This window comes from Streptomyces sp. NPDC054956 (assembly GCF_053609185.1).
Window position 1 is genome coordinate 1 of record NZ_JBSGXB010000152.1, and the last position, 17,528, is coordinate 17,528.

General features: G+C 69.6%; 15 protein-coding genes and 1 pseudogene. 9 read left to right on the forward strand and 7 right to left on the reverse strand.

Annotated elements, in window-relative coordinates; genetic code table 11:
* Positions 1–164: 164 nt before the first annotated feature.
* Positions 165–1,076, forward strand: a complete 912-nt coding sequence (locus ACWGDE_RS22725; protein ID WP_453390830.1) for a universal stress protein — start codon at positions 165–167, stop codon at positions 1,074–1,076.
* A 109-nt stretch (positions 1,077–1,185) separates the two neighbouring features.
* Here the strand turns inward: ACWGDE_RS22725 and ACWGDE_RS22730 are convergent, their stop codons facing one another.
* The 5 genes from ACWGDE_RS22730 to ACWGDE_RS22750 all read right to left on the reverse strand — a co-directional run bounded on the left by ACWGDE_RS22730 (position 1,186) and on the right by ACWGDE_RS22750 (position 8,012).
* Entirely contained in the window at positions 1,186–1,470 is a 285-nt protein-coding gene (locus ACWGDE_RS22730; protein WP_453390831.1) for a hypothetical protein, read from the reverse strand.
* Positions 1,467–2,372, reverse strand: coding sequence for a universal stress protein (locus ACWGDE_RS22735; protein WP_453390832.1), 906 nt, complete (start codon positions 2,370–2,372; stop codon positions 1,467–1,469). The genes ACWGDE_RS22730 and ACWGDE_RS22735 overlap by 4 nt, the downstream gene beginning before the upstream one ends.
* Positions 2,373–2,691: 319 nt before the next feature.
* Positions 2,692–5,595, reverse strand: coding sequence for an ATP-binding protein (locus tag ACWGDE_RS22740; RefSeq protein WP_453390833.1), 2,904 nt, complete (start codon positions 5,593–5,595; stop codon positions 2,692–2,694).
* 69 nt (positions 5,596–5,664) lie between these two features.
* A complete protein-coding gene (locus tag ACWGDE_RS22745; RefSeq protein WP_453390834.1) occupies positions 5,665–7,080 on the reverse strand; it encodes a cytochrome P450 in 1,416 nt (471 codons plus the stop codon).
* A 14-nt stretch (positions 7,081–7,094) separates the two neighbouring features.
* Positions 7,095–8,012 (reverse strand): terpene synthase family protein, encoded by a 918-nt coding sequence (locus ACWGDE_RS22750; RefSeq protein ID WP_453390835.1) that lies wholly within the window; start codon positions 8,010–8,012, stop codon positions 7,095–7,097.
* Positions 8,013–8,569: 557 nt separating this feature from the next.
* Here ACWGDE_RS22750 and ACWGDE_RS22755 point away from each other — a divergent pair.
* The 3 genes from ACWGDE_RS22755 to ACWGDE_RS22765 all read left to right on the forward strand — a co-directional run bounded on the left by ACWGDE_RS22755 (position 8,570) and on the right by ACWGDE_RS22765 (position 10,716).
* Positions 8,570–9,040 carry a hypothetical protein gene (locus tag ACWGDE_RS22755; RefSeq protein WP_453390836.1) on the forward strand — a complete coding sequence of 157 codons (471 nt, stop codon included), beginning with the start codon at positions 8,570–8,572 and terminating at the stop codon, positions 9,038–9,040.
* Positions 9,041–9,198: 158 nt separating this feature from the next.
* A complete protein-coding gene (locus ACWGDE_RS22760; RefSeq protein WP_453390844.1) occupies positions 9,199–9,381 on the forward strand; it encodes a hypothetical protein in 183 nt (60 codons plus the stop codon).
* Positions 9,382–10,359: 978 nt separating this feature from the next.
* Positions 10,360–10,716, forward strand: a complete 357-nt coding sequence (locus ACWGDE_RS22765) for an STAS domain-containing protein (protein ID WP_453390837.1) — start codon at positions 10,360–10,362, stop codon at positions 10,714–10,716.
* A 495-nt stretch (positions 10,717–11,211) separates the two neighbouring features.
* Here ACWGDE_RS22765 and ACWGDE_RS22770 read toward each other — a convergent pair whose 3' ends face one another.
* A complete protein-coding gene (locus ACWGDE_RS22770) occupies positions 11,212–12,051 on the reverse strand; it encodes a sigma-70 family RNA polymerase sigma factor (protein WP_453390838.1) in 840 nt (279 codons plus the stop codon).
* Between the two features lie 1,176 nt (positions 12,052–13,227).
* Between ACWGDE_RS22770 and ACWGDE_RS22775 the strand changes: the two genes are divergently transcribed.
* Together ACWGDE_RS22775 and ACWGDE_RS22780 are read left to right on the forward strand one after the other, a co-directional pair.
* Complete coding sequence (locus ACWGDE_RS22775; protein ID WP_453390839.1) at positions 13,228–13,461, forward strand: DUF6479 family protein; 234 nt, start codon at positions 13,228–13,230, stop codon at positions 13,459–13,461.
* A 41-nt stretch (positions 13,462–13,502) separates the two neighbouring features.
* Positions 13,503–13,667, forward strand: coding sequence for a hypothetical protein (locus ACWGDE_RS22780; protein WP_453390840.1), 165 nt, complete (start codon positions 13,503–13,505; stop codon positions 13,665–13,667).
* Positions 13,668–13,859: 192 nt separating this feature from the next.
* Here the strand turns inward: ACWGDE_RS22780 and ACWGDE_RS22785 are convergent.
* Positions 13,860–14,090: pseudogene (locus ACWGDE_RS22785) on the reverse strand (DUF4235 domain-containing protein).
* Positions 14,091–14,496: 406 nt separating this feature from the next.
* Between ACWGDE_RS22785 and ACWGDE_RS22790 the strand changes: the two are divergent.
* The 3 genes from ACWGDE_RS22790 to ACWGDE_RS22800 all read left to right on the forward strand — a co-directional run bounded on the left by ACWGDE_RS22790 (position 14,497) and on the right by ACWGDE_RS22800 (position 17,457).
* The gene (locus ACWGDE_RS22790) at positions 14,497–14,865 is read left to right on the forward strand and encodes a PRC-barrel domain-containing protein (RefSeq protein WP_453390841.1); all 369 of its coding nucleotides are present in this window, start codon (positions 14,497–14,499) and stop codon (positions 14,863–14,865) included.
* 124 nt (positions 14,866–14,989) lie between these two features.
* The gene (locus tag ACWGDE_RS22795; RefSeq protein ID WP_453390842.1) at positions 14,990–15,445 is read left to right on the forward strand and encodes a hypothetical protein; all 456 of its coding nucleotides are present in this window, start codon (positions 14,990–14,992) and stop codon (positions 15,443–15,445) included.
* Between the two features lie 629 nt (positions 15,446–16,074).
* Positions 16,075–17,457 (forward strand): MFS transporter, encoded by a 1,383-nt coding sequence (locus ACWGDE_RS22800; protein ID WP_453390843.1) that lies wholly within the window; start codon positions 16,075–16,077, stop codon positions 17,455–17,457.
* The last annotated feature ends 71 nt before the right edge of the window (positions 17,458–17,528 follow it).

Consider the following 17,528-nt stretch of genomic DNA (forward strand, 5'->3'; position numbering starts at 1 on the left):
GATCAAGAGGTCGTCGCCCCCGCCGCTGGCGTCGCCGCTGAGGGGGGACGTTCGGCCCGGCCTCCGGGCCCCTCGGGCCATCGCTCCCCCACGGCCCGCGGCGGAAGGGTGGGACCTGCACCGCCGACGGCGGTCCTCGCCCTCACGGCTCTGGAGGAAACACCATGTCACGTACGGTCATTGCGGGCCTCGACGGATCCCCCGCATCGCTTGCCGCCGCCGAGTGGGCCGCCCGGGAGGCCCGGTTGCGCCGGCTGCCCCTCAAGCTGTTGCACGCCGTGGAGGAGTGGATCCCGTCCTACGGATACGCGGCGCGGACGGAGGCCACTCCCTCGCCCCAGTACTGGGGCGAGCGCATCCCCCGGGAGGTCGCACAGCAGTTGGCCGAGCGCCACCCCGGTCTGGACATCACCACGGAGCAGGTGGACGGGCGGCCGCTGACCGTCCTGGTCGCCGCCGCGCAGGGGGCCGAGGTACTCGTACTCGGCTCGCGCGGGCTCGGGGTGTTGACCGGATTCCTCGTAGGGTCCGTCTCCCAGGCCGTGCTCGCCCACGCCGAGCGCCCGGTCGTGGTCGTGCGGCCGGGCGCCTGGACGGACGCCGACCGCCTGCCGGCGTCCGACGGCGGCGGATCACCGGAAGGTGCCGACCGGCCGGTCGTGCTCGGGCTGGACCTCTCCCACCCGTGCGACGAACTCCTCGAGCACGCCTTCGACGCGGCCGCCGTGCGTCGGGCCCCCCTGCGCGTGATCCACGGCTGGAGCATGCCGCCCGCTTTCGCATTCGACCCGGCGCTGCTCGCACCCGAGGTCCGGGACGGTATGGCGGCCTCCGCGGCAATGGCGCTCGGCGACGCGCTGCGCCCTTGGCGCGGCAAGTACCCGGATGTCCGTGTCGAGGAGTCGTGTTCGGTGGGACGGCCCGCCCACCAGCTCATCGAAGCCTCGGCGGATTCCTCGCTGGTCGTCGTCGGCCGGCGCATCCGCCGCTCGGCCATGGGTACCCACCTCGGACCGGTCGTGCACGCCGTCCTCCACCACGCCACAGCCCCGGTCGCGGTCGTACCGCACCGTTGAGGCGAAGCCGCCGCGTGCGCATGGGCCGTCCACGATCCTGGGCCCACCTTCGTACATGCCGAGCCCGGCCGGGTGACCACCACCGGCCGGGCTCGGCATGTGCAGCGCACTACTGCGGTCGGCCGGTGGCGGCGCCACGGCTCTCGTCGGCGCGGGACGGATCCTCCTGCGGGGCCGCGGTGAAGACGAGGCGAAGCCCCAGCCCGCACTGTTCGGCCTCGACGGCGGCCCGGGACAGGGACGCGTACCAGTTCTCCGCCGGATCGATGCGAACGAGGATCTCGCCGACTTCGGTGGTGGTCATCTCGGTGGTGGTCATCTCGGTGGTGGTCATCTCGGTGGTGGTCAGCTCCGTGGTGGTCATCTCCGTGGTGGTCATCTCCGTGGTGGTCATGACGCCGCGCTCCTGTACTCGTCGCCGTGCCGGGGGATCAGTTCGACGGGGCAGTGCGCATGGTGCAGGAGGCTGTGCGTCACGTGCCCCAGCGTGCGCCCGATGTAACCGGGCGAACGGCGCCCGCCGATGACCAGCAGGTCCGCGTGACGGGACACCTCCACCAGCACCCCGGCGACGGACACGCTCCGCTCCGCGTCGGCCTGGACCGTCAGCGCGGGGTACTCGTCCCGGATCTGCTGGGCAACTGCGGTCAGGCGCTGCCCGTGGCGCCCGGAATCCTTGTCCAGGCCGTCGAGCGCTCTGGCCACGGAGCCGACGGACTGCAGGATGCCCTGTACGTACAGCAGCCTCAGCGAGGCCTTGCGCAGCTCGGCCGCGCGCGCGGCGTGACGGACGCAATCGAGATCGCGCTCGTCGCGTACGGCGGCCAGCACGACACCGTGTACGGCCTCGTCCTCGCAACCGCGGACGACGATCACGGGCGTACGGGCTTCCGCCGCGACCTCGAGGCCGACCGAGCCCAGGGCCAACGAGCTGAATCCGCCCGGTCCCCGGTTACCGACGACGAGGGTGCCGCGGCTGCTCGCGGCCCGGCGCAGGCTCATCGCCGGCCCGCTGCGACTGAGCTCCGTCGTGACGGAGAGCGCGGGATGCCTGGCCTGCACGGCCTCCGCCGTACCGTCCAGCAGTTCGCGCCCTGCGGCGCGGACCCGCTCCATGTCCTCGTCCGAAAGATCGAGGACCCTGCCGTCGACATCGGACCCGTACACGATGTGCAGGGGGCGTCGGCGCCGAGCGGCCTCGTCCGAGGCCCAGAGCGCCGCCCACCGGGCGGGCTCGGAGCCGTCGACACCGACGATGACCGATCCGAGCTCCGGACCGCTGCTTCTGTTCTCCACAATTCCTCCTCGCCTAGCGCTATTTGGGGACAGCTCCACGCTGACACCGCATCGCCGGACAGGAGAGGGTCCTCAGGGACCTCATCGAGGCCGAAGGTCCCCACCGAAGGGAGGAATGCTAGGGGGACGGATGAGCCTGCCGACCGTTGGGACAGCGCTTCGAGGACGCGGCACCGCGCGGGACGCCGGAGTGCGCGGACGACCGTGAGCGGCAGTCCGCGAACAGGCGGTCCGAAGGGATCCGTTCGGACCGTGTGGTGGTCTGGACCCAGAGGACACCGACGCCGGCCCGGGGCTCCCCTCCGGGCCGGCCGTGCGGTCAGGCTCCGAGCGCCCGGTGCAGTCCGAGCCTGTCGGTGCCCAGTTTCGTGAAGACCGCGGACAACAGCTCGGAAACCGCCTGGGCGTTGATGTGCATCGCCGCGGCGATCGCTCTGTTGTCCATCCCCGCCGAGGCGTGGCGGGCCGCCGTGAGCTCGGCGACGGTCAAGGTGTCCTGCTCGGAGGTGTGCAGGCGGCGAGGCCGCAGACCTGCCGAGGCCAGCTGGGTCCTGGCGCGGCTCACGAGCTCGTCGGCGCTGCAGTCGGCAGCCAACTCCAGACCTCTATAGGTCTGTTGTGCCGCCTGGTGCGGGTCGCCGATGGCGTGGAGAGCCATGCCGTGATCGATGAGCGCGTGCGCGAGTTCGCAGGCGGCCGGAGACTGTTCGAGGTGCTCCACCGCCTCCTGCAGCAGGCCCGCCGCCTGGGACGGGTCCGTGGCGGCCGCGGCCGCGACGCGCAGGGCGTGTCCGATCACGCTGGACGTCCCGAACGCGCGGGCCCGTGAGACCGCTTCGGCCGCCGTGGCCTGTGCCTGCTCGGGCGCGTGCGTTGCCTGCGCGAGCGCCAGGTCCAGCTGCCAGGGGCTCCACGAGGGATTGCGCGTTCCACGCAGATCCAGGCGTCGGCCGGCTGCCGTGAGGTGGTGCTCCGCCTCCTCGATCCTGCCCTGCGCCAGGAGCAGTTTGCCCCACACGGCCTGCGGATCGGGATAGACCACGGCCTGGGGGAATCCGTCCGCCAGCTTGTAGGCCTTGGCGATGCGCTGGGCCTCGGCGGTGTTTCCCCGGGCGAGCAGGGTCTCGATCAGGGTACCGATCGCGTACCACTGCGCCGGGATCCCGGTGCCGACGCGGTCGGCGATCTGCAGGCCGTTGCGTACGAAGTCCTCGGCCTCGGCCAACTGCCCGCGCCGGTAGCGGACGTAGCCGAGCAGGGTGTAGACGAACGACAGGTGCGCGCCCCGCCAGCCCTTCCCCTCGAACTCGATGATCGCGGTGTTGAAGAGGTCCTCGGCCCGGCCCGGCTGGTCGCGGTACATGAGCGTGACCGCGAGGACGGCGGGCACCTCGAAGCCGAAGTCCTGGTCGGTCCAGCTCATACCCCCTTCAAGCGCCTGTTCCGCGTACTCCAAGGCGGTGGAAGCGGGCTCACCGCGCATCGCGGCGTCCCAGGCCCGCAGACCGAGGATGTGCCGTTCGGGCAGACCCCGACCGGTGAGCCGCTTGGCGAACTGGGCGAGGAGCCGGGAGCGGGCGGGCGAGTTCTCCTCGTCGAACCGGACGGCGTTCCATTTGAATTGCTCGGCCTGCATGCGCAGCCGTGTACGGGAGCTCGTGGCACGGCGGGCCTCCTCCGCGAGGAGCCCTGCCGCCAGACCCAGCTGTCCTGTGTGGCCGAGGGCCTGGGCGAGCCGGTACGTGATCGCCTCGCGCAGGGCCTGGTCGGTCTTGGGCTCCTCCAGCGCGGCCCTGAGCTGGTTGATCGTCGTCGCGGGATCGTGCAGGAGGTTGGCGGATCCGAGCTCGAACAGGACCTCGGCGCGGTCCTCCACCTCCGGGGGCTCGCGCAGGGCGCGTGCCAGGTAGCGGCGCGCGGCATCGGGAGCGCCCGCGGAGAAGCTCTCGCGCGCGGCCTGGCGGAGCTGCTGTACGACCCACGGGTCGCCCTCGGGGTGCATCTCCAGCAGGTGGCGGGCGGCGGCCGCAGAACCCTGCCCGTCGTCGATCACGGCTTGGGCGGCCATCCCGTGCATGGCTACGCGCACACCGGGCGGAATCGAGCGGTACACGGCAGTGGCGATGAGCGGGTGGAAGAACTCCACGACCTCCTTGCGCCGTACGCCCGTGAGGACGGTCAGGATGCGTGCGGCCCGCAGCCGGTCAATGGCCTCGGCGGCCTGAGCCTCACCGAGCGCGGCCACGCCACCGACGATGCCGAGGGGGACCGCGGTGCCGAGCACGGCGGCTGCCCATGCGAGCCGGACGGTGGACGGGCCGAGCTGGTCGAGCCGGTCGATCAGACCGCTGCCCTTGACCGCGGAAGCCAGGTCGCGCAGTTGGGGGATGTTGCCCTGGTACGGCTTCAACCCCCGGTCTCGGCCCTTCATGACCAGCTCGACCACTTCGAAGGGGTTTCCGCCGGTGATCGCCCAGCATTCGCGGCAGAACACGTTGTCCGCGTTCTCACCGAGGGCGTCGCGCACGATGCGCGCGACGGCGCTCGTGGTCAGGGGAGCCAGCTCGTGCGGGCGCGTCCCCTGACGCCCCATGAGCGCGCGCAGCGCGCCCGCGTCGGCGGGGATCTCGTCGGGCCGGCAGGCCACCATGATCAGCATGGCCAGTTCCTCGGCGCGCGCCGCGAAGGAGGTGAGCCAGCTCAGGGACTCCGCGTCCGCCCAGTGCACGTCGTCGACGATCAGCACGACGGGGGCTTTGCGTACCGCCAGATGCGTGACCACCCAGTCGAGTCCGTCGCGCACCCCCTGCGGGTCGGGCCCTGTGGGACCTTTCGGGGCGGCGGTCAGCCCGAGCGCGGGGGCGATGATGCCGTACCAGTTGCCGAGTGCGTCGCGCCGTTCGTCCTCGCTCATGGCCGCGAGGGCGGGCTGGATGAGTTGGCGCATCACGTGGAACGGAACCTGCCGCTCCTGCTCGCCTCCGCGCGCGAAGAGCACGGTGCAGGAGCGGTGGGCGGCGTGCCGACGGGCCTCGTTCAGCAGGGTGGTCTTGCCTATGCCGGCCGATCCGGCAAAGGTCAGGACCCCTCCGCTGCGATTGCCCGAGCCCTTGACCGAGATGCCGCAGAGCACGTCCACCGCGCGTTGGATCGCGATGACTTCCGTCTCCCGCTCCAGCAGGGGCTGGGTGTTCCAGTTACTCGGTTCCGTGACCTGCGACATCCTTTGCCCCCTCCAGCACGTCCCGCCGAGTGTACGGGCCGGAAGCAGAATTGATGTTGTTTCAGCACACTATTGCGGTATCTCATCACTCGCACGAGAGGAGTGCTGTACTTTCCGCGCCACGGGAATCATCGGCAGTTCGCTGGGCTGCGGGATGCCTGCGGGAAGCTCGCGCACCGTGACACCCGGGGCGGGCTTCAGGTGCCATCGCGAGGCGACGGTGGCCACCGCGGTCAGGATCTCCGCCACGGCGAAGGAATCGCCGATGCACTTGTGCTGGCCGGCCCCGAACGGGACGTAGCTGTGAGTACGGGACCGCTCCTTCGCCCCCTTCTGCCAGCGGTCCGGGTCGAAGGCACCGGGGTCGGGGAAAAGCGCGGGGTCCCGGTGCAACGCGTACGGACTGTAGGCCAGTTCCGCGCCGGCCGGGATCGAGATTCCGCCGAGGGTGAGGGGGGTCAGGGCTCTGCGGGTGAAGAGCAGGGGGGAATGCAGGCGCAGGGCTTCCTGGAAGACGTCGTGCGTGTAGGTGAGCGCGGGTATGTCTTCGGGACGCACCGGCCGGTCCCCCACCACCGAGTCGACTTCGGCATGGACGCGCGCCTCCACCTCCGGGTGCCGGCCGATCTCGTGGAAGATCCAGGACAGGGTGGTCGCCGAGGTCTCGGTGCCGGCGAGCATGATGGCGATGACCTCGTCCCGCACCTGCTCGGCATCCATCTTCGAGCCCGTCTCGGCGTCCACTCCCGCCAGTAGCAAGGAGAGCAGGTCGTGGCGGTCGTCCCGCTCGGCCGGCTCCTCGGCCTCGGCTCGGGCGCGGTACTGCTCGATCACCTCGTCGATGACCCGGCGCAGCCGGGCGGCCGCGCCGTCGAACCGCCGGTTGTAGGGAATGGGCAGCCGATCCAGCGACTTGGGCATGACCGCCCGCACGAGCATGCCCTCCAGGACGATGGGCAGCGAGCGGTGGACCTCGTCGACGGCGGGCCTGCTCAGGTCCCCCGAGAAGATCATCTCGGCGACCGAGGACATTGCGTACCCGCGCGCCTCCGTGACCATGGAGATCTGACGGCCGGCCGCCCACGACGCGGACATCGCCTCCGCCTGCCGGCACATCACCTCGGCGTACTCGGCGATGTGGTTGCGGTGGAAGGCGGGTTGCATCATCCGGCGCTGCTTGCGATGGAAGTCGCCGTCGGTGGTCACGATCCCGTTGCCGAACACCGGGCGGAGCCTGTCGAAGATCCTTCCCCGGCCGAACTGCTGAGCTTGCTGGACCAGTACGGAGTGGACGTGCTCCGGGCTCGTCAGCACGTGGACGGGCCAGGTGCCGATGTCGAGCCGCACGATGTCTCCGTGTTCCCGGAGCGACTCCAGGAACGCGATCGGCCGGCGCCACAGTTGCAGCGCGTGGCCCAGGAGCGGTAACCGCCCTGGGGCGACGGGAGCACGGCCCTTGGGACCGGAATGCGCTTCGGATGACATGAGCCGGCTTTCCGTCACGCCGCGGAGACAAGATCCGGGCGGGTGTACGCAGACTCCTGTCCGGCCGCGAACCGTTCGTCGCTGTACCGCGTGCACTCGTAACGCTGCCACAGATCGGCGCCGATCATCCAGTCCTCGTAGCTGCGCACGCAGCGGGTGACCGCTTCGACCAGCGACGGCTCCGTCCCGGGGAGCGCTTCGACGGCCTGAATCAGACGTTCTTCTTCGGTCAGGTACTGCTCTATGCGCTCCTGGATGCGCCCCTCGACCGCCTGGACGGCGTCGGGGAGGGAGCACTTCTCCCAGAAGGAGATGAGGGAGACGAGGTTGTTGGTGTCCCCACAGGCGTGCTCCTTCGGCAGGGAGAACACGTCGTTGCCCCATGAGATGACGTCGAGCACGCTCGCGACGAGGGCCTGGAACTCGGGGAGGTCGTGGACGTTCTGCGGGAGGTCGATCCCGAGCCCGGCCTCCACCATGTCCATCATCGGAAGGATCTGGGAGCTGTGGCGGCGCATGAGCACGTACTCCTGGACCCCGGGGCTGCTCGCGGCGGCGCGGTTGCCCGCCTCCTGGTCCAAGGAGTCGAGCATGAGGGGGACATGGGTGCGGTACCGGGCCGCGGTCCCCTCGGACATGCCGGCCAGGATCCGGTCGCACAGGTCGACGAATCCCGTCACCAGCGGATTTCGGCCCGCTGCCGAGCTCTCGATCCGCCCCGTTCGCAGATAGCCGGTGATCGCATCGGTGATGGGCCGCCAGGCCGCGACCTCTCCCGTTCTGATGAGGTGGTCGTGCTGGTCGTCCAGGACGAACGACCAGGCCATCCACTCGGCGAGCAGGAGGACCCGCTCGTAGGGGACGTCACCGCTCACCCGGCCGGCCAGGTGGCCCACGCCGATGCCCGAGAACTGCTCTGCCGCGGCAGTCACGAGCTGGCGTTGCAACACCCACGCAGTCGCCTCGGCGTTCGCCCGGGCGGCCCCTGGATGCTTGGAGTTTCCGAACGGAAGGTGGAAATCGGGGACGGAAAAGGGACTGAGCTGGGCCATTGATCCCCCACGCAAGAATCGGATTCGTCAATACCCGCTCACTACACGACCACGCTGTCCACCCGCGACCCCAACCACACCTCTACTGCGACATCGCCACGGCCACACCGAGTGACGGGCGGAATGAACCGGTCACGGAGTGGCCTGATCCAGCCTACCTACGACTACATCAGGCCACCTGTGGACTCATTTACCCTCAAAACGCGGCACGCTGTCAACGTTGGGTGAGTGAACACGGGTATTCCATCCTGGAATTGCCGAAATCTCATTCTTTTTGAATGTGCAAGTGGCATAGTCAATTGCGTTCGGGGCGCCTGGGGACAGAGGTGCCGCGGAGAAGGCAGCCGGGGCCGACCAGGTGGCCGAAGAGCTCCATCGGAGCGTGTCCCCCTGCCTACACTGCGCAGGGCAGGGGACGTTGAGGGAAGGGCGGAAGCATGACCGAGAATCATCCGCCGGACCCTGGAAGGCCTGGAGCGCAGGCGGACCTCTGCGGGTCGGGAGGCGACCAGGAGGCCGACGTCCTCGGCTCGCATCTGGAGTTCTTACGGACACGGTTGGGCGGGGAGCAGTTCGAGGCACTCGTCCGAGCCGTCCAGAGCGCCTGCGCGCTGCTGGCCGAGGAACAGCAGGTCCTCCTGGGAGGGCCGCAGGAGGACGAGCTCACCCCCGACCTCCGGGGAGAGTACCTGTCCCTCATGGCAGTGATGATCACTGGACACCTCGACCACCACCTGGTCGAGTTCAGGACCTTCGAGGGCGGCACGGGCTGGGCGGTCGTGGAGAACGCCCGCACTCGCAACCGACACCCCGGCACACCCCCGTCCGCTCGCGACGCGGCGCGACGGACATGGATCGACGGCCGCCTCGACGGCATCGCCCGCGCGACCGACTCCTCAGGCCCCTGACGGGACCGCTGGAAGAGCCGGCCCGCGGCAGAGACCACGTCTCATGCCTCACGGGTCACACCGGGGCACACACAGACTTCCGGACGGTCCCTCGCATCGGAAGGACCCCGCCACCACCTGCCCGCACCACGAGCGGTGGCCGGCTGGGTGAAGGACGTGTGGCCACACCCGACGTCCCCGCAGACACCCTGGAAGTGGTGCACATGGTCTCCCCCTCAACCGCCCCGAAGGCCTCCTCCGGCATCAGACGGATCGTCGCCGCCAGCCTCATCGGGACCACCATCGAGTGGTACGACAACTCATCCGATCAGAGCTACCACCTGCGACTTCCCCCCACGTAAGACGTCTGAACCAGCAACGAACCAGCACGGGATCCGAAGTGGTTCTCGCGTCATCCCTCCCGACACCACAACCGCGTATCCACCCATCACATCTCCAACGCCGTTTCCGTCACGCTCTGTACACCAAGCACCTGAGAGCTCCTGAGTCGGCGCCACCCCAGCGCGGGGCGATGGGCCCCGGACGGCTACGCCTCGACGAGGAGTCCCGACCGCGCGCGCCGCCGTCAGGGCCCGTCCACGTTGCGTGGCCGTCTGCGGACGACGGAACCGTGTCCCGCTCGCCGTTGAAGGTGCCCGACCGCATGCAGGGCAGCTGCGGTGGCTCGGCCTCCCGAGTTCCGGCCGTTCGTAGCGAGGCCTTGGTGCTCATGAGGGCCCTTCGCGGCACACACGGAATGGGCATCATGGCGAAGTTGCAGTGGAAGGTCGTGGGGCAGCCGTTGCGGCGGTCCTGCTGACCAGCGGGCTCAGCGCCGTGCCGGTGCAGGCGGAGTCCGGCAGGAAGGTCTTCGACGTGCCGGGCTGGTCCACGTTCGACCTGCCGAGCGGGGTCAAGGCCCAGCTTCATCCCCACGTCCACGTCCTCAACGCCCCCGAACCCGGATTCGGATCGCTTCCGCGCCCGCTCGCAGCGGGGGCGCACGTCGGTCAAGCCCGCGCGCCGGTCGGCTACCGGCCAGAAGAGGCCTGCTTGCGCCCCTCCGCCGGCACCGGTACCGGGCTATGCTGCGAACAGAACGTCCCCGTTCCAGACCCTGACGGCGCGTTGCCCGCAACAGATCTCCGCGTCGCGGCCCGGACCCACGATCCACCGGCCCCGACGCATCCGAGGGCGTGGTTCGTCCCCATCCTGGAACGCAGGCTGCCGGACCGGCCCTGCCCGCCGCGCGCACATCCGCACCGGGAAGTGACCTGAGGAGCCGGGGAGTCCGGCGCCGACCGGTACTCCCGGCTGGTCCCGAACCGAGGCGCCCCATCATGCGTGTCCCCGATCCGAACGCCCCCAGGTACGACGAGAACAGCCGGGTTCTGATCGCTCCGGCCGGTGAGCTCGACATCTCCACCGTCCATTCGCTGCGCGCGTCCATGGCGCGATGCCTGGACGACGGCGTCCGTACCATCGACGTCGACCTGTCCGCCGTCACCTTCTGCGACTGCAGTGGCCTGGGCGTCCTCCTCTCTTCGTGGTGGCGCATCACGGCGGTCGGAGGAACCATGAGGCTGCACCACCCGCCGTCCGCACTGGTCAAGATCATCGACATCACCCGTTCCGGTTTCCTGCTCGGCGACCGTCCCGCTCCCGCCCTCCCCGCCGTCCTGGGCGGTGTGCTGTGACGGACACGTCGCCGCTGGGGCGTTCTCAGAGGGGCCGCGGGGCTCCGTACGGACCCGCCGACATGACCTCGATCCGCCTGCGGCGGCTCAACCGATGGCAGGCCGAGGGAATGAAAGAGGACGTGGCGGACCTGTACGTGGAGTCCTCCCACCCGTTGGCGGGTACGGCCCACAGCAGCCGGGAAGCCTTCCTGCGCCGCCTCACGGGCGATGTCCGGCAGCCCGGATTCGCCATGCTGGTCGCCGAGCGGGCCACCTTGCTGGGATGCGTCTTCGGCTTCCCCCTGCGGCGCGACGGCTCCTGGTGGAGAGGGTTCCTCGGGCCCCTTCCCCGGGACATCGAGCAACTCACCGCCTCCGGACACGTATTCGCCGTCACCGACGTCGTGGTGGCCCCGCACGAACAGGCCCTCATCCTCGGCCGACGGCTGCAGGAGCGGCTGCTGGACGACCATCGCGCGTCGCTCGGCGCCACCCTGGTGCCCGAGTCCGACGTCAGGAGCATGGCGGCCTTCCGGTCCTGGGGATGGCGCGAGGTCGGCGAGGTCCACAGGCCGCCCGGCGCAGCGCCGCACCGGGCGCTGGTCCTGCCCCTCGGGAGGACGCCGGCGGCCGCGGCCGGCCAGGGGCTCCCCGTCGGCACCCGCCGTCGCGGAAGAACCTCAGGTAGAGGATCCGCCGGTCACGCTCGGGCAGCGCCCGCAGCAGGGGCCGGAGCGCCTCCCGGTCGACGATCCGGTCGAAGGCGGGATCCGCGCAGCCGTGGGTTTCCGCCAGTGAGTACGCGTCGTCGTGACCGTGCGCGGCTTCCATGGACAGGGTGGACCAGCTGTGCTGAGCCCCCTGGCCCGTCCGGACCTCCTGCTCGGTCAGGCCGGTCACTGCGGCGATCGCGGATACTGCGGAGCCGCCGCCGTCGGTCGAAGGGCACAGTTCCCTGTCGGCCGCACGGACCAGGATGCGCAGTTCCTGGACACGTCGCGGCACGTGCACCGCCCACATGTTGTCGCGGAAGTGGCGCTTGAGCTCGCCGACGATCGTGGGGATGGCAAAGGCCTCGAAGGCGGTGCCCAGATCCGGGTCGAAGCGGGAAACCGCCTTGACCAGGCCCACTTGGGCGACCTGCCGAAGGTCTTCGAAGGGCTCCCCGCCTTTGTTGAACCTCCGGGCGAGCCGTGCGGCCATCGGCATCCAGGCACACACCGCCTCCTGCCGCAGCGCGGACCTGTCGGGTCCGTCCGGAAGGGATGCGATGCGCTGGAACTGGGCCGAGGTGTCCGGGCCGTCATCGTACGGGGGCTTGCGCCGGGTGCTGTGCAAACCTAGGTGCGTCATGGGCACGCGTCTCCCTGGCTCGGTGGTCATCACTTGCCGTGGGAGCCGACAGACCGCAGCACGCTGGGGAGCAACGAGAATTGCTCCCACGGGCGCGCCTCCGGTCCGAAGCACACAGAGCGGCTTCCCTTCCAACGCACCTCCAAACCGGCTCTCCCCCGGCAATCAGCGACCGTCCAGGACACGGATGCCGAGGGCCGCTTCGACTTCATCCGACCCCGAGGTCGTCCGAGCCCGCCAGACCTTCTCCTAGCGGCTGCCGAGCCGGGGTTTGAGATCCGCGCGGCGGGACATTCGGAGCAAGCGTCCAGCAGCCGGCCAGGACGTAGGCACCGGAGGGTTGGGTTCGCAGCTCCCGGTGCCGCCAGGGCATCGGCAGGGCATGCCCACCCTCGCCAAGACGCCGCAACCCCACCTCCGCCGTTGGCGCCAGTGAATCCAGAGCGAGACGGCCTGGGATCAAGGTCGCTGGGCACGGATGACCACCAGCTCTTCCCATTCCTCGGCTACCGCCGCAAGGCCCTGCTGTTCCAGCCAGGACCGCCGCGACCTCTGAACGGGGCCCCAGGGTACGGACGCGGTCGCCGTGACCTCCGGGTCCAGCCCCGCCCCCGCCAGCCGATCGAGGGGCTCCTCGGCACCGCACAACCCCGAGTGCACGATGAGCAGGATTCCGCCGGGCCGCAGCAGGGTCGGAGCGTCCGCGCAGATCCGTCGATGACCGCCCGCCCGTCGAGTCCGGCGTCCCAGTCCCGTTCCGGGCCGCGCGAGGGCAGTCGGCTTTCCGGGGCGGGGACGTACGGGTGGTTCGAGAGGACGACGATGAGGTATGGCGCCCGCCCTGTCCCGGGCACCCCATCCGAAGCGCCATCGATCTTCGGAGGATCAGACCAAGAACCCACCGCCTGGCTGACGCGGAGGGCGCCCTGCTCACCGTCCTGGCACCGCAGGGGTGATACCGCCCCTATGGATGCGAGGCTGCTCCCCCGGACGCGAAGCAGAGCCGATGCCGGACCCTGAGCCAGTTGCTTGAGCGTTTTCACCGGCCTTCTCGAACTGCGCTGAACAGATTCGCAACTGCCTTGCCGTCCGCTGAAATACGCCGCACATGCACTCCATCAGATATAAACCCGCTTGACGCTTGCTATGGCGGCAAATCGCGGGTAGGCGCCGCGCATGACCGCTATCGAAACGCTCGCGGCCGAAGGCCAGGCCTCGTTCTTCGTCATGTTTGCCGGAGTGGTCCTGGTCGTCCTTCTGATCGGCGCGTTCTGGTACGGGAGCCGACGCAGACGCCGGGAGTCACCGCCGGTCGAGCAGCCTCCCGCCGCGCAGCGCCGCGCGGACTCTTGGCAGACTCCGCAAGAGCATCCCGACGAGCAGAAGAACCAGGAATATCCCCGTCCGTGACCCGGATGCGATCCGAGTCCCGATGCTTCACCGGAGGCCATATGTTGCACACAGAGAACGACCGCGTCAGCTATCACGATGGGCGGCCGGACCTGCAGAAGGGGCGGATAGAAGAAGTCCGCGACGAGGGCCCCCATGCCGTATACCGGGTGCGTAACGAGGAGACCAACGAGATACAGGTCATCACCCAGGGCCAGATCGAGTGATGCATGCGCCTTCTCCGACCCTCATGAACGGTGAGTTCCGGCGCCCTCAGCGCCCGCCGGACGATCGGCCCGCCCAGGCTCAGGCGGGCCGATACCAGGTCCATCACCTCGCGGCCATACGGTCAGCGGGGGTGCCCGGCTGTCAGGGTGGCGTGGGCCGGAGCACAGCAGCGGGTCTGCACCGCCGGTGACTCAGCCCGGCCACGTGCCCGTCAGGCGGCGTACGGCCACGGCACCCGACCGGTCGACCGAAGCCTTGACCACAGCGAAGATCGCTCACTGGATCGCCGCGGCGAGCAGGATCTGCTTCCGCGTACGGTCTTCGTCCGTGGCATCCGGGGCGTCGCCCCTACCTTCGACGATGTTCCACGCCTGCTTGAACACCGCGCCTGCGAGCATTCCGCTCGCCGCTCGCGGGGCCAGTCCGACGGGCTTGCAGGCGAGTCCGCGGGGGTGGGCGTCTCGGTAGGAGTGCCCGGTGTATCCGGGGTCTGTTCGGGAATCGGGCGCCGGCCAATGCACGCGGCCAGCAGAGCCTGGACGGCGAAGAGGCCCAGGACGCCCACCGCTGCGAAGAGACCGCCGCCCGTCCGGTAGCGCTTGCCCTTATGCGTCAGACCCGTGGCGCAGCAGGGGACCTGCTCACTTCCATTGATCGACGGCCGTCCCGGTCCCGAATGCGGATCCGGGTGCGTGAAGTCGAAAAGGCAGGGCAGGCGAAGACCAGGCGGAACGCAGCACGACCGCCGAGCACGACGTACGGAACAAGGAGGATCGGCGGAGAATTCACTTTCCCCCGTCCCCCGTTGACCGGAGGAGTTGTTTTCGCGTGACTGAGCATGTGTGGAGTTACCAGCCGACCTCGGGCCACCTGGCCGGCACCGATCTGACCGGCTACAAGGTCGAGGCGACCGACGGCAGCATCGGCAAGGTCGACAAGCACTCCGACGAGGTCGGTGACTCCTACCTGGTAGTCGACACCGGCGTCTGGATCTTCGGCAAGGAGGTCCTGCTGCCGGCGAGCACCGTGGTCCGGATCGACCCCGAGGACAACAAGGTCTTCGTCGACCGCACCAAGGAACAGATCAAGAGCGCCCCCGAGTTCCACCGGGACAAGCACCTCGGCGACGCCGGTTACCGGGAGGAGCTGGGCACGTACTACGGCACCGGCGCCCCCTTCGGCGGCCGCCCCGCCTGATCGCTTCCCCCGCACGAAGACGCCGGTCCCGGTACCCTTCCTGGGTGCCGGGACCGGCGTCTGTCCCGCGCGCCCGCCGACTCTTCCACTGGATCGTCCTCGCCGGCGCCATCAACCAGCGCATGTGCCCCCGTTCCTGGAGGGCATCGCCGATGACTACGCACTCATCGTGAACGACGGCGGCTACCCCAAGACCGTCCCGATCACGCACAAGCGAAACGGCACGTCCGCGACACTCCTCATCCCCCTCACCCCGTCAGAAGCAGCCGTTGCATGGCGGGAACGCACTTTGAGGGCTGCACCCCTGGCACATATCCCCGTGACGGGCCTCCTGCTCGTGTCACAGCGCTCGCCCTGCGACCCCCACGAGTTCACCAAGCAGGCAGACAAAGCCACCGAGCGTCTGGGAACCCCCGTACTTGCGCGCATCGCCGACGAGTTCGTAGATCAGAACCGCACCGTCCTGGACGCAGGCTCACCCACAACGGCACCGCACTTCACCCGTCAGGCCATGGAGATGGCCACACGCCTGGGCACCGACGCCCCCAGCACACCTTTGACGCACCAAGTCACGGCGTAAAGGCCGAGTCGGTCTCGCGGACCGCCATCGGAACGCACCGGCCGGATCCGTCCACCTGCGGTGGGCTCTGGCCCGAGCATCGCTGTGCCCCTGACAGAGGTAGTGCGTGGTGTGCGGCTGATTCGTCGACGTGGTCCTCGCCCGACGTCAACAGGAACACGTACGCGAATCCCGGTCCAGCGAGAGCCGGGAGGTCCCGGTACGCAGCGGCAGGCAAGAGCGGCTTGCCCAGACACCCGGGATGGCCGTCACACTCGAGCCGTACACCGGGACGTGCCGGTTGACGCCGAGCGCGAAGCAGAGCTGCCAGGCGAGGCGATCCCGGTTCTCTGCCGCATCCGGTTTGCGCCGTCTCGAACCCAAACGGGACGCACTCAACGCAGCGCAACCAGCACCGAACCAGCACGGGAGCCAGCACCGCCTCCCCAAAACAGGGGCAACTCTACAATTCGGGCAGGGCTCACGCACCCTCGGAAAGAGGGGGTGAGGGGACAGGCTCGGCCCGTGTGGTGGTCTGACACACTCATGCGGGGTTGATTGTGATGACCGGCCACATATGCCCGTGACCTGCGGACTTCTACGTTGTGGCCACACCCGACGTCCCCGCAGACACCCTGGAAGTGGTGCACATGGTCTCCCCCTCAACCGCCCCGAAGGCCTCCTCCGGCATCAGACGGATCGTCGCCGCCAGCCTCATCGGGACCACCATCGAGTGGTACGACTTCTTCCTCTACGGGACCGCCGCGGCCCTGGTGTTCAACAAGCTGTTCTTCCCCACCGCCGATCCGCTCACCGGCACTCTGATCGCCTTCCTCACCTATGCCATCGGGTTCCTGGCCCGGCCGCTGGGCGGGGTGGTGTTCGGGCACTTCGGGGACAAGGTCGGCCGCAAGAAGCTGCTCGTGCTCAGCCTGGTCATGATGGGCGGGGCCACCTTCGCGATGGGGCTGCTGCCCACCCACGCGAGCATCGGCGTCGGCGCTCCGATCATGCTGACCGTGCTGCGTCTGGTGCAGGGGTTCGCGCTGGGCGGTGAGTGGGGCGGGGCCGTGCTGATCGTCTCCGAGCACGGCGGGCCCGAGCACCGCGGGTTCTGGGCTTCGTGGCCGCAGTCGGGGGCGCCCGGCGGGAACCTGCTGGCCACCGGGGTGCTCGCGCTGCTCGCCGCCGTGCAGTCGGACGCCACGTTCCTCGCCTGGGGCTGGCGGATCCCCTTCCTGCTCTCCGGTCTGCTCGTGGTGGTCGGGCTGTGGATCCGCCTGTCGGTCTCCGAGTCGCCCGTCTTCCTGGCCGCGCGGGCCGAGGCGGCGGGCAACGCCGAGGTGGAGAAGGCGCCCGTCGTCCAGGTGTTCCGCAAGGACTGGCGGCAGGTCCTGACCGCCATCGGCACCCGGTTCGGGGAGAACATCTCGTACTACGTCCTCACCTCCTTCCTCCTCGTCTACGTCACCACCCACCTCGGGCTCCCGAAGACCACCGCGCTCAACGCGCTCCTGATCGGCTCGGCCGTCCACTTCGTCACCATCCCCGCCTGGGGCGCGCTGTCGGACCGGATCGGGCGCCGGCCGGTGACGCTGATCGGTTCGGTCGGCATGGCCCTGTGGGCCTTCGGGTTCTTCGCGCTGGTGGACTCCAAGTCCTTCGCCGTCATCACGGCGGCCGTCACCGCCGGTCTGCTCCTGCACGGGGCCATGTACGGGCCGCAGGCCGCCTTCGTCTCCGAGATGTTCGACACCAAGGTCCGCTACTCGGGCGCCTCGATGGGCTCCCAGCTCGCCTCGATCATCGCGGGCGCCCTGGCCCCGATCATCGCCGTCGAGCTGCTGAAGGACTACGGCTCCTCGGTGCCGGTCTCCGTCTACCTCTCCGCGGCCGCCATAGTCACCACCATCACCGTCGCCTTCGCCCGTGAGACCCGCGGCCGGGACCTGTCCGTGCCGAAGGCGGAAGCGGCGGACGGCGGGAGCGGGTACGCGGCCCGGTCCGCCACCGCCGTCACCGACGCCGCCTGAGCCCACCCGGCACGACCGGGACCCGTCCGGCACCACTGGGCCGGTCCGGCACCACTGGACCCGTCCGGCAC

Excerpts from the sequence above, each read along its gene's own strand:
- ACWGDE_RS22780 (WP_453390840.1), top strand. The coding sequence starts at position 13,503 with ATGTTGCACACAGAGAACGACCGCGTCAGCTATCACGATGGGCGGCCG.
- ACWGDE_RS22765 (WP_453390837.1), top strand. The coding sequence starts at position 10,360 with ATGCGTGTCCCCGATCCGAACGCCCCCAGGTACGACGAGAACAGCCGG.
- ACWGDE_RS22740 (WP_453390833.1), bottom strand. The coding sequence starts at position 5,595 with ATGTCGCAGGTCACGGAACCGAGTAACTGGAACACCCAGCCCCTGCTG.
- ACWGDE_RS22725 (WP_453390830.1), top strand. The coding sequence starts at position 165 with ATGTCACGTACGGTCATTGCGGGCCTCGACGGATCCCCCGCATCGCTT.
- ACWGDE_RS22755 (WP_453390836.1), top strand. The coding sequence starts at position 8,570 with ATGACCGAGAATCATCCGCCGGACCCTGGAAGGCCTGGAGCGCAGGCG.
- ACWGDE_RS22800 (WP_453390843.1), top strand. The coding sequence starts at position 16,075 with ATGGTCTCCCCCTCAACCGCCCCGAAGGCCTCCTCCGGCATCAGACGG.
- ACWGDE_RS22745 (WP_453390834.1), bottom strand. The coding sequence starts at position 7,080 with ATGTCATCCGAAGCGCATTCCGGTCCCAAGGGCCGTGCTCCCGTCGCC.
- ACWGDE_RS22730 (WP_453390831.1), bottom strand. The coding sequence starts at position 1,470 with ATGACCACCACGGAGATGACCACCACGGAGATGACCACCACGGAGCTG.
- ACWGDE_RS22770 (WP_453390838.1), bottom strand. The coding sequence starts at position 12,051 with ATGACGCACCTAGGTTTGCACAGCACCCGGCGCAAGCCCCCGTACGAT.
- ACWGDE_RS22775 (WP_453390839.1), top strand. The coding sequence starts at position 13,228 with ATGACCGCTATCGAAACGCTCGCGGCCGAAGGCCAGGCCTCGTTCTTC.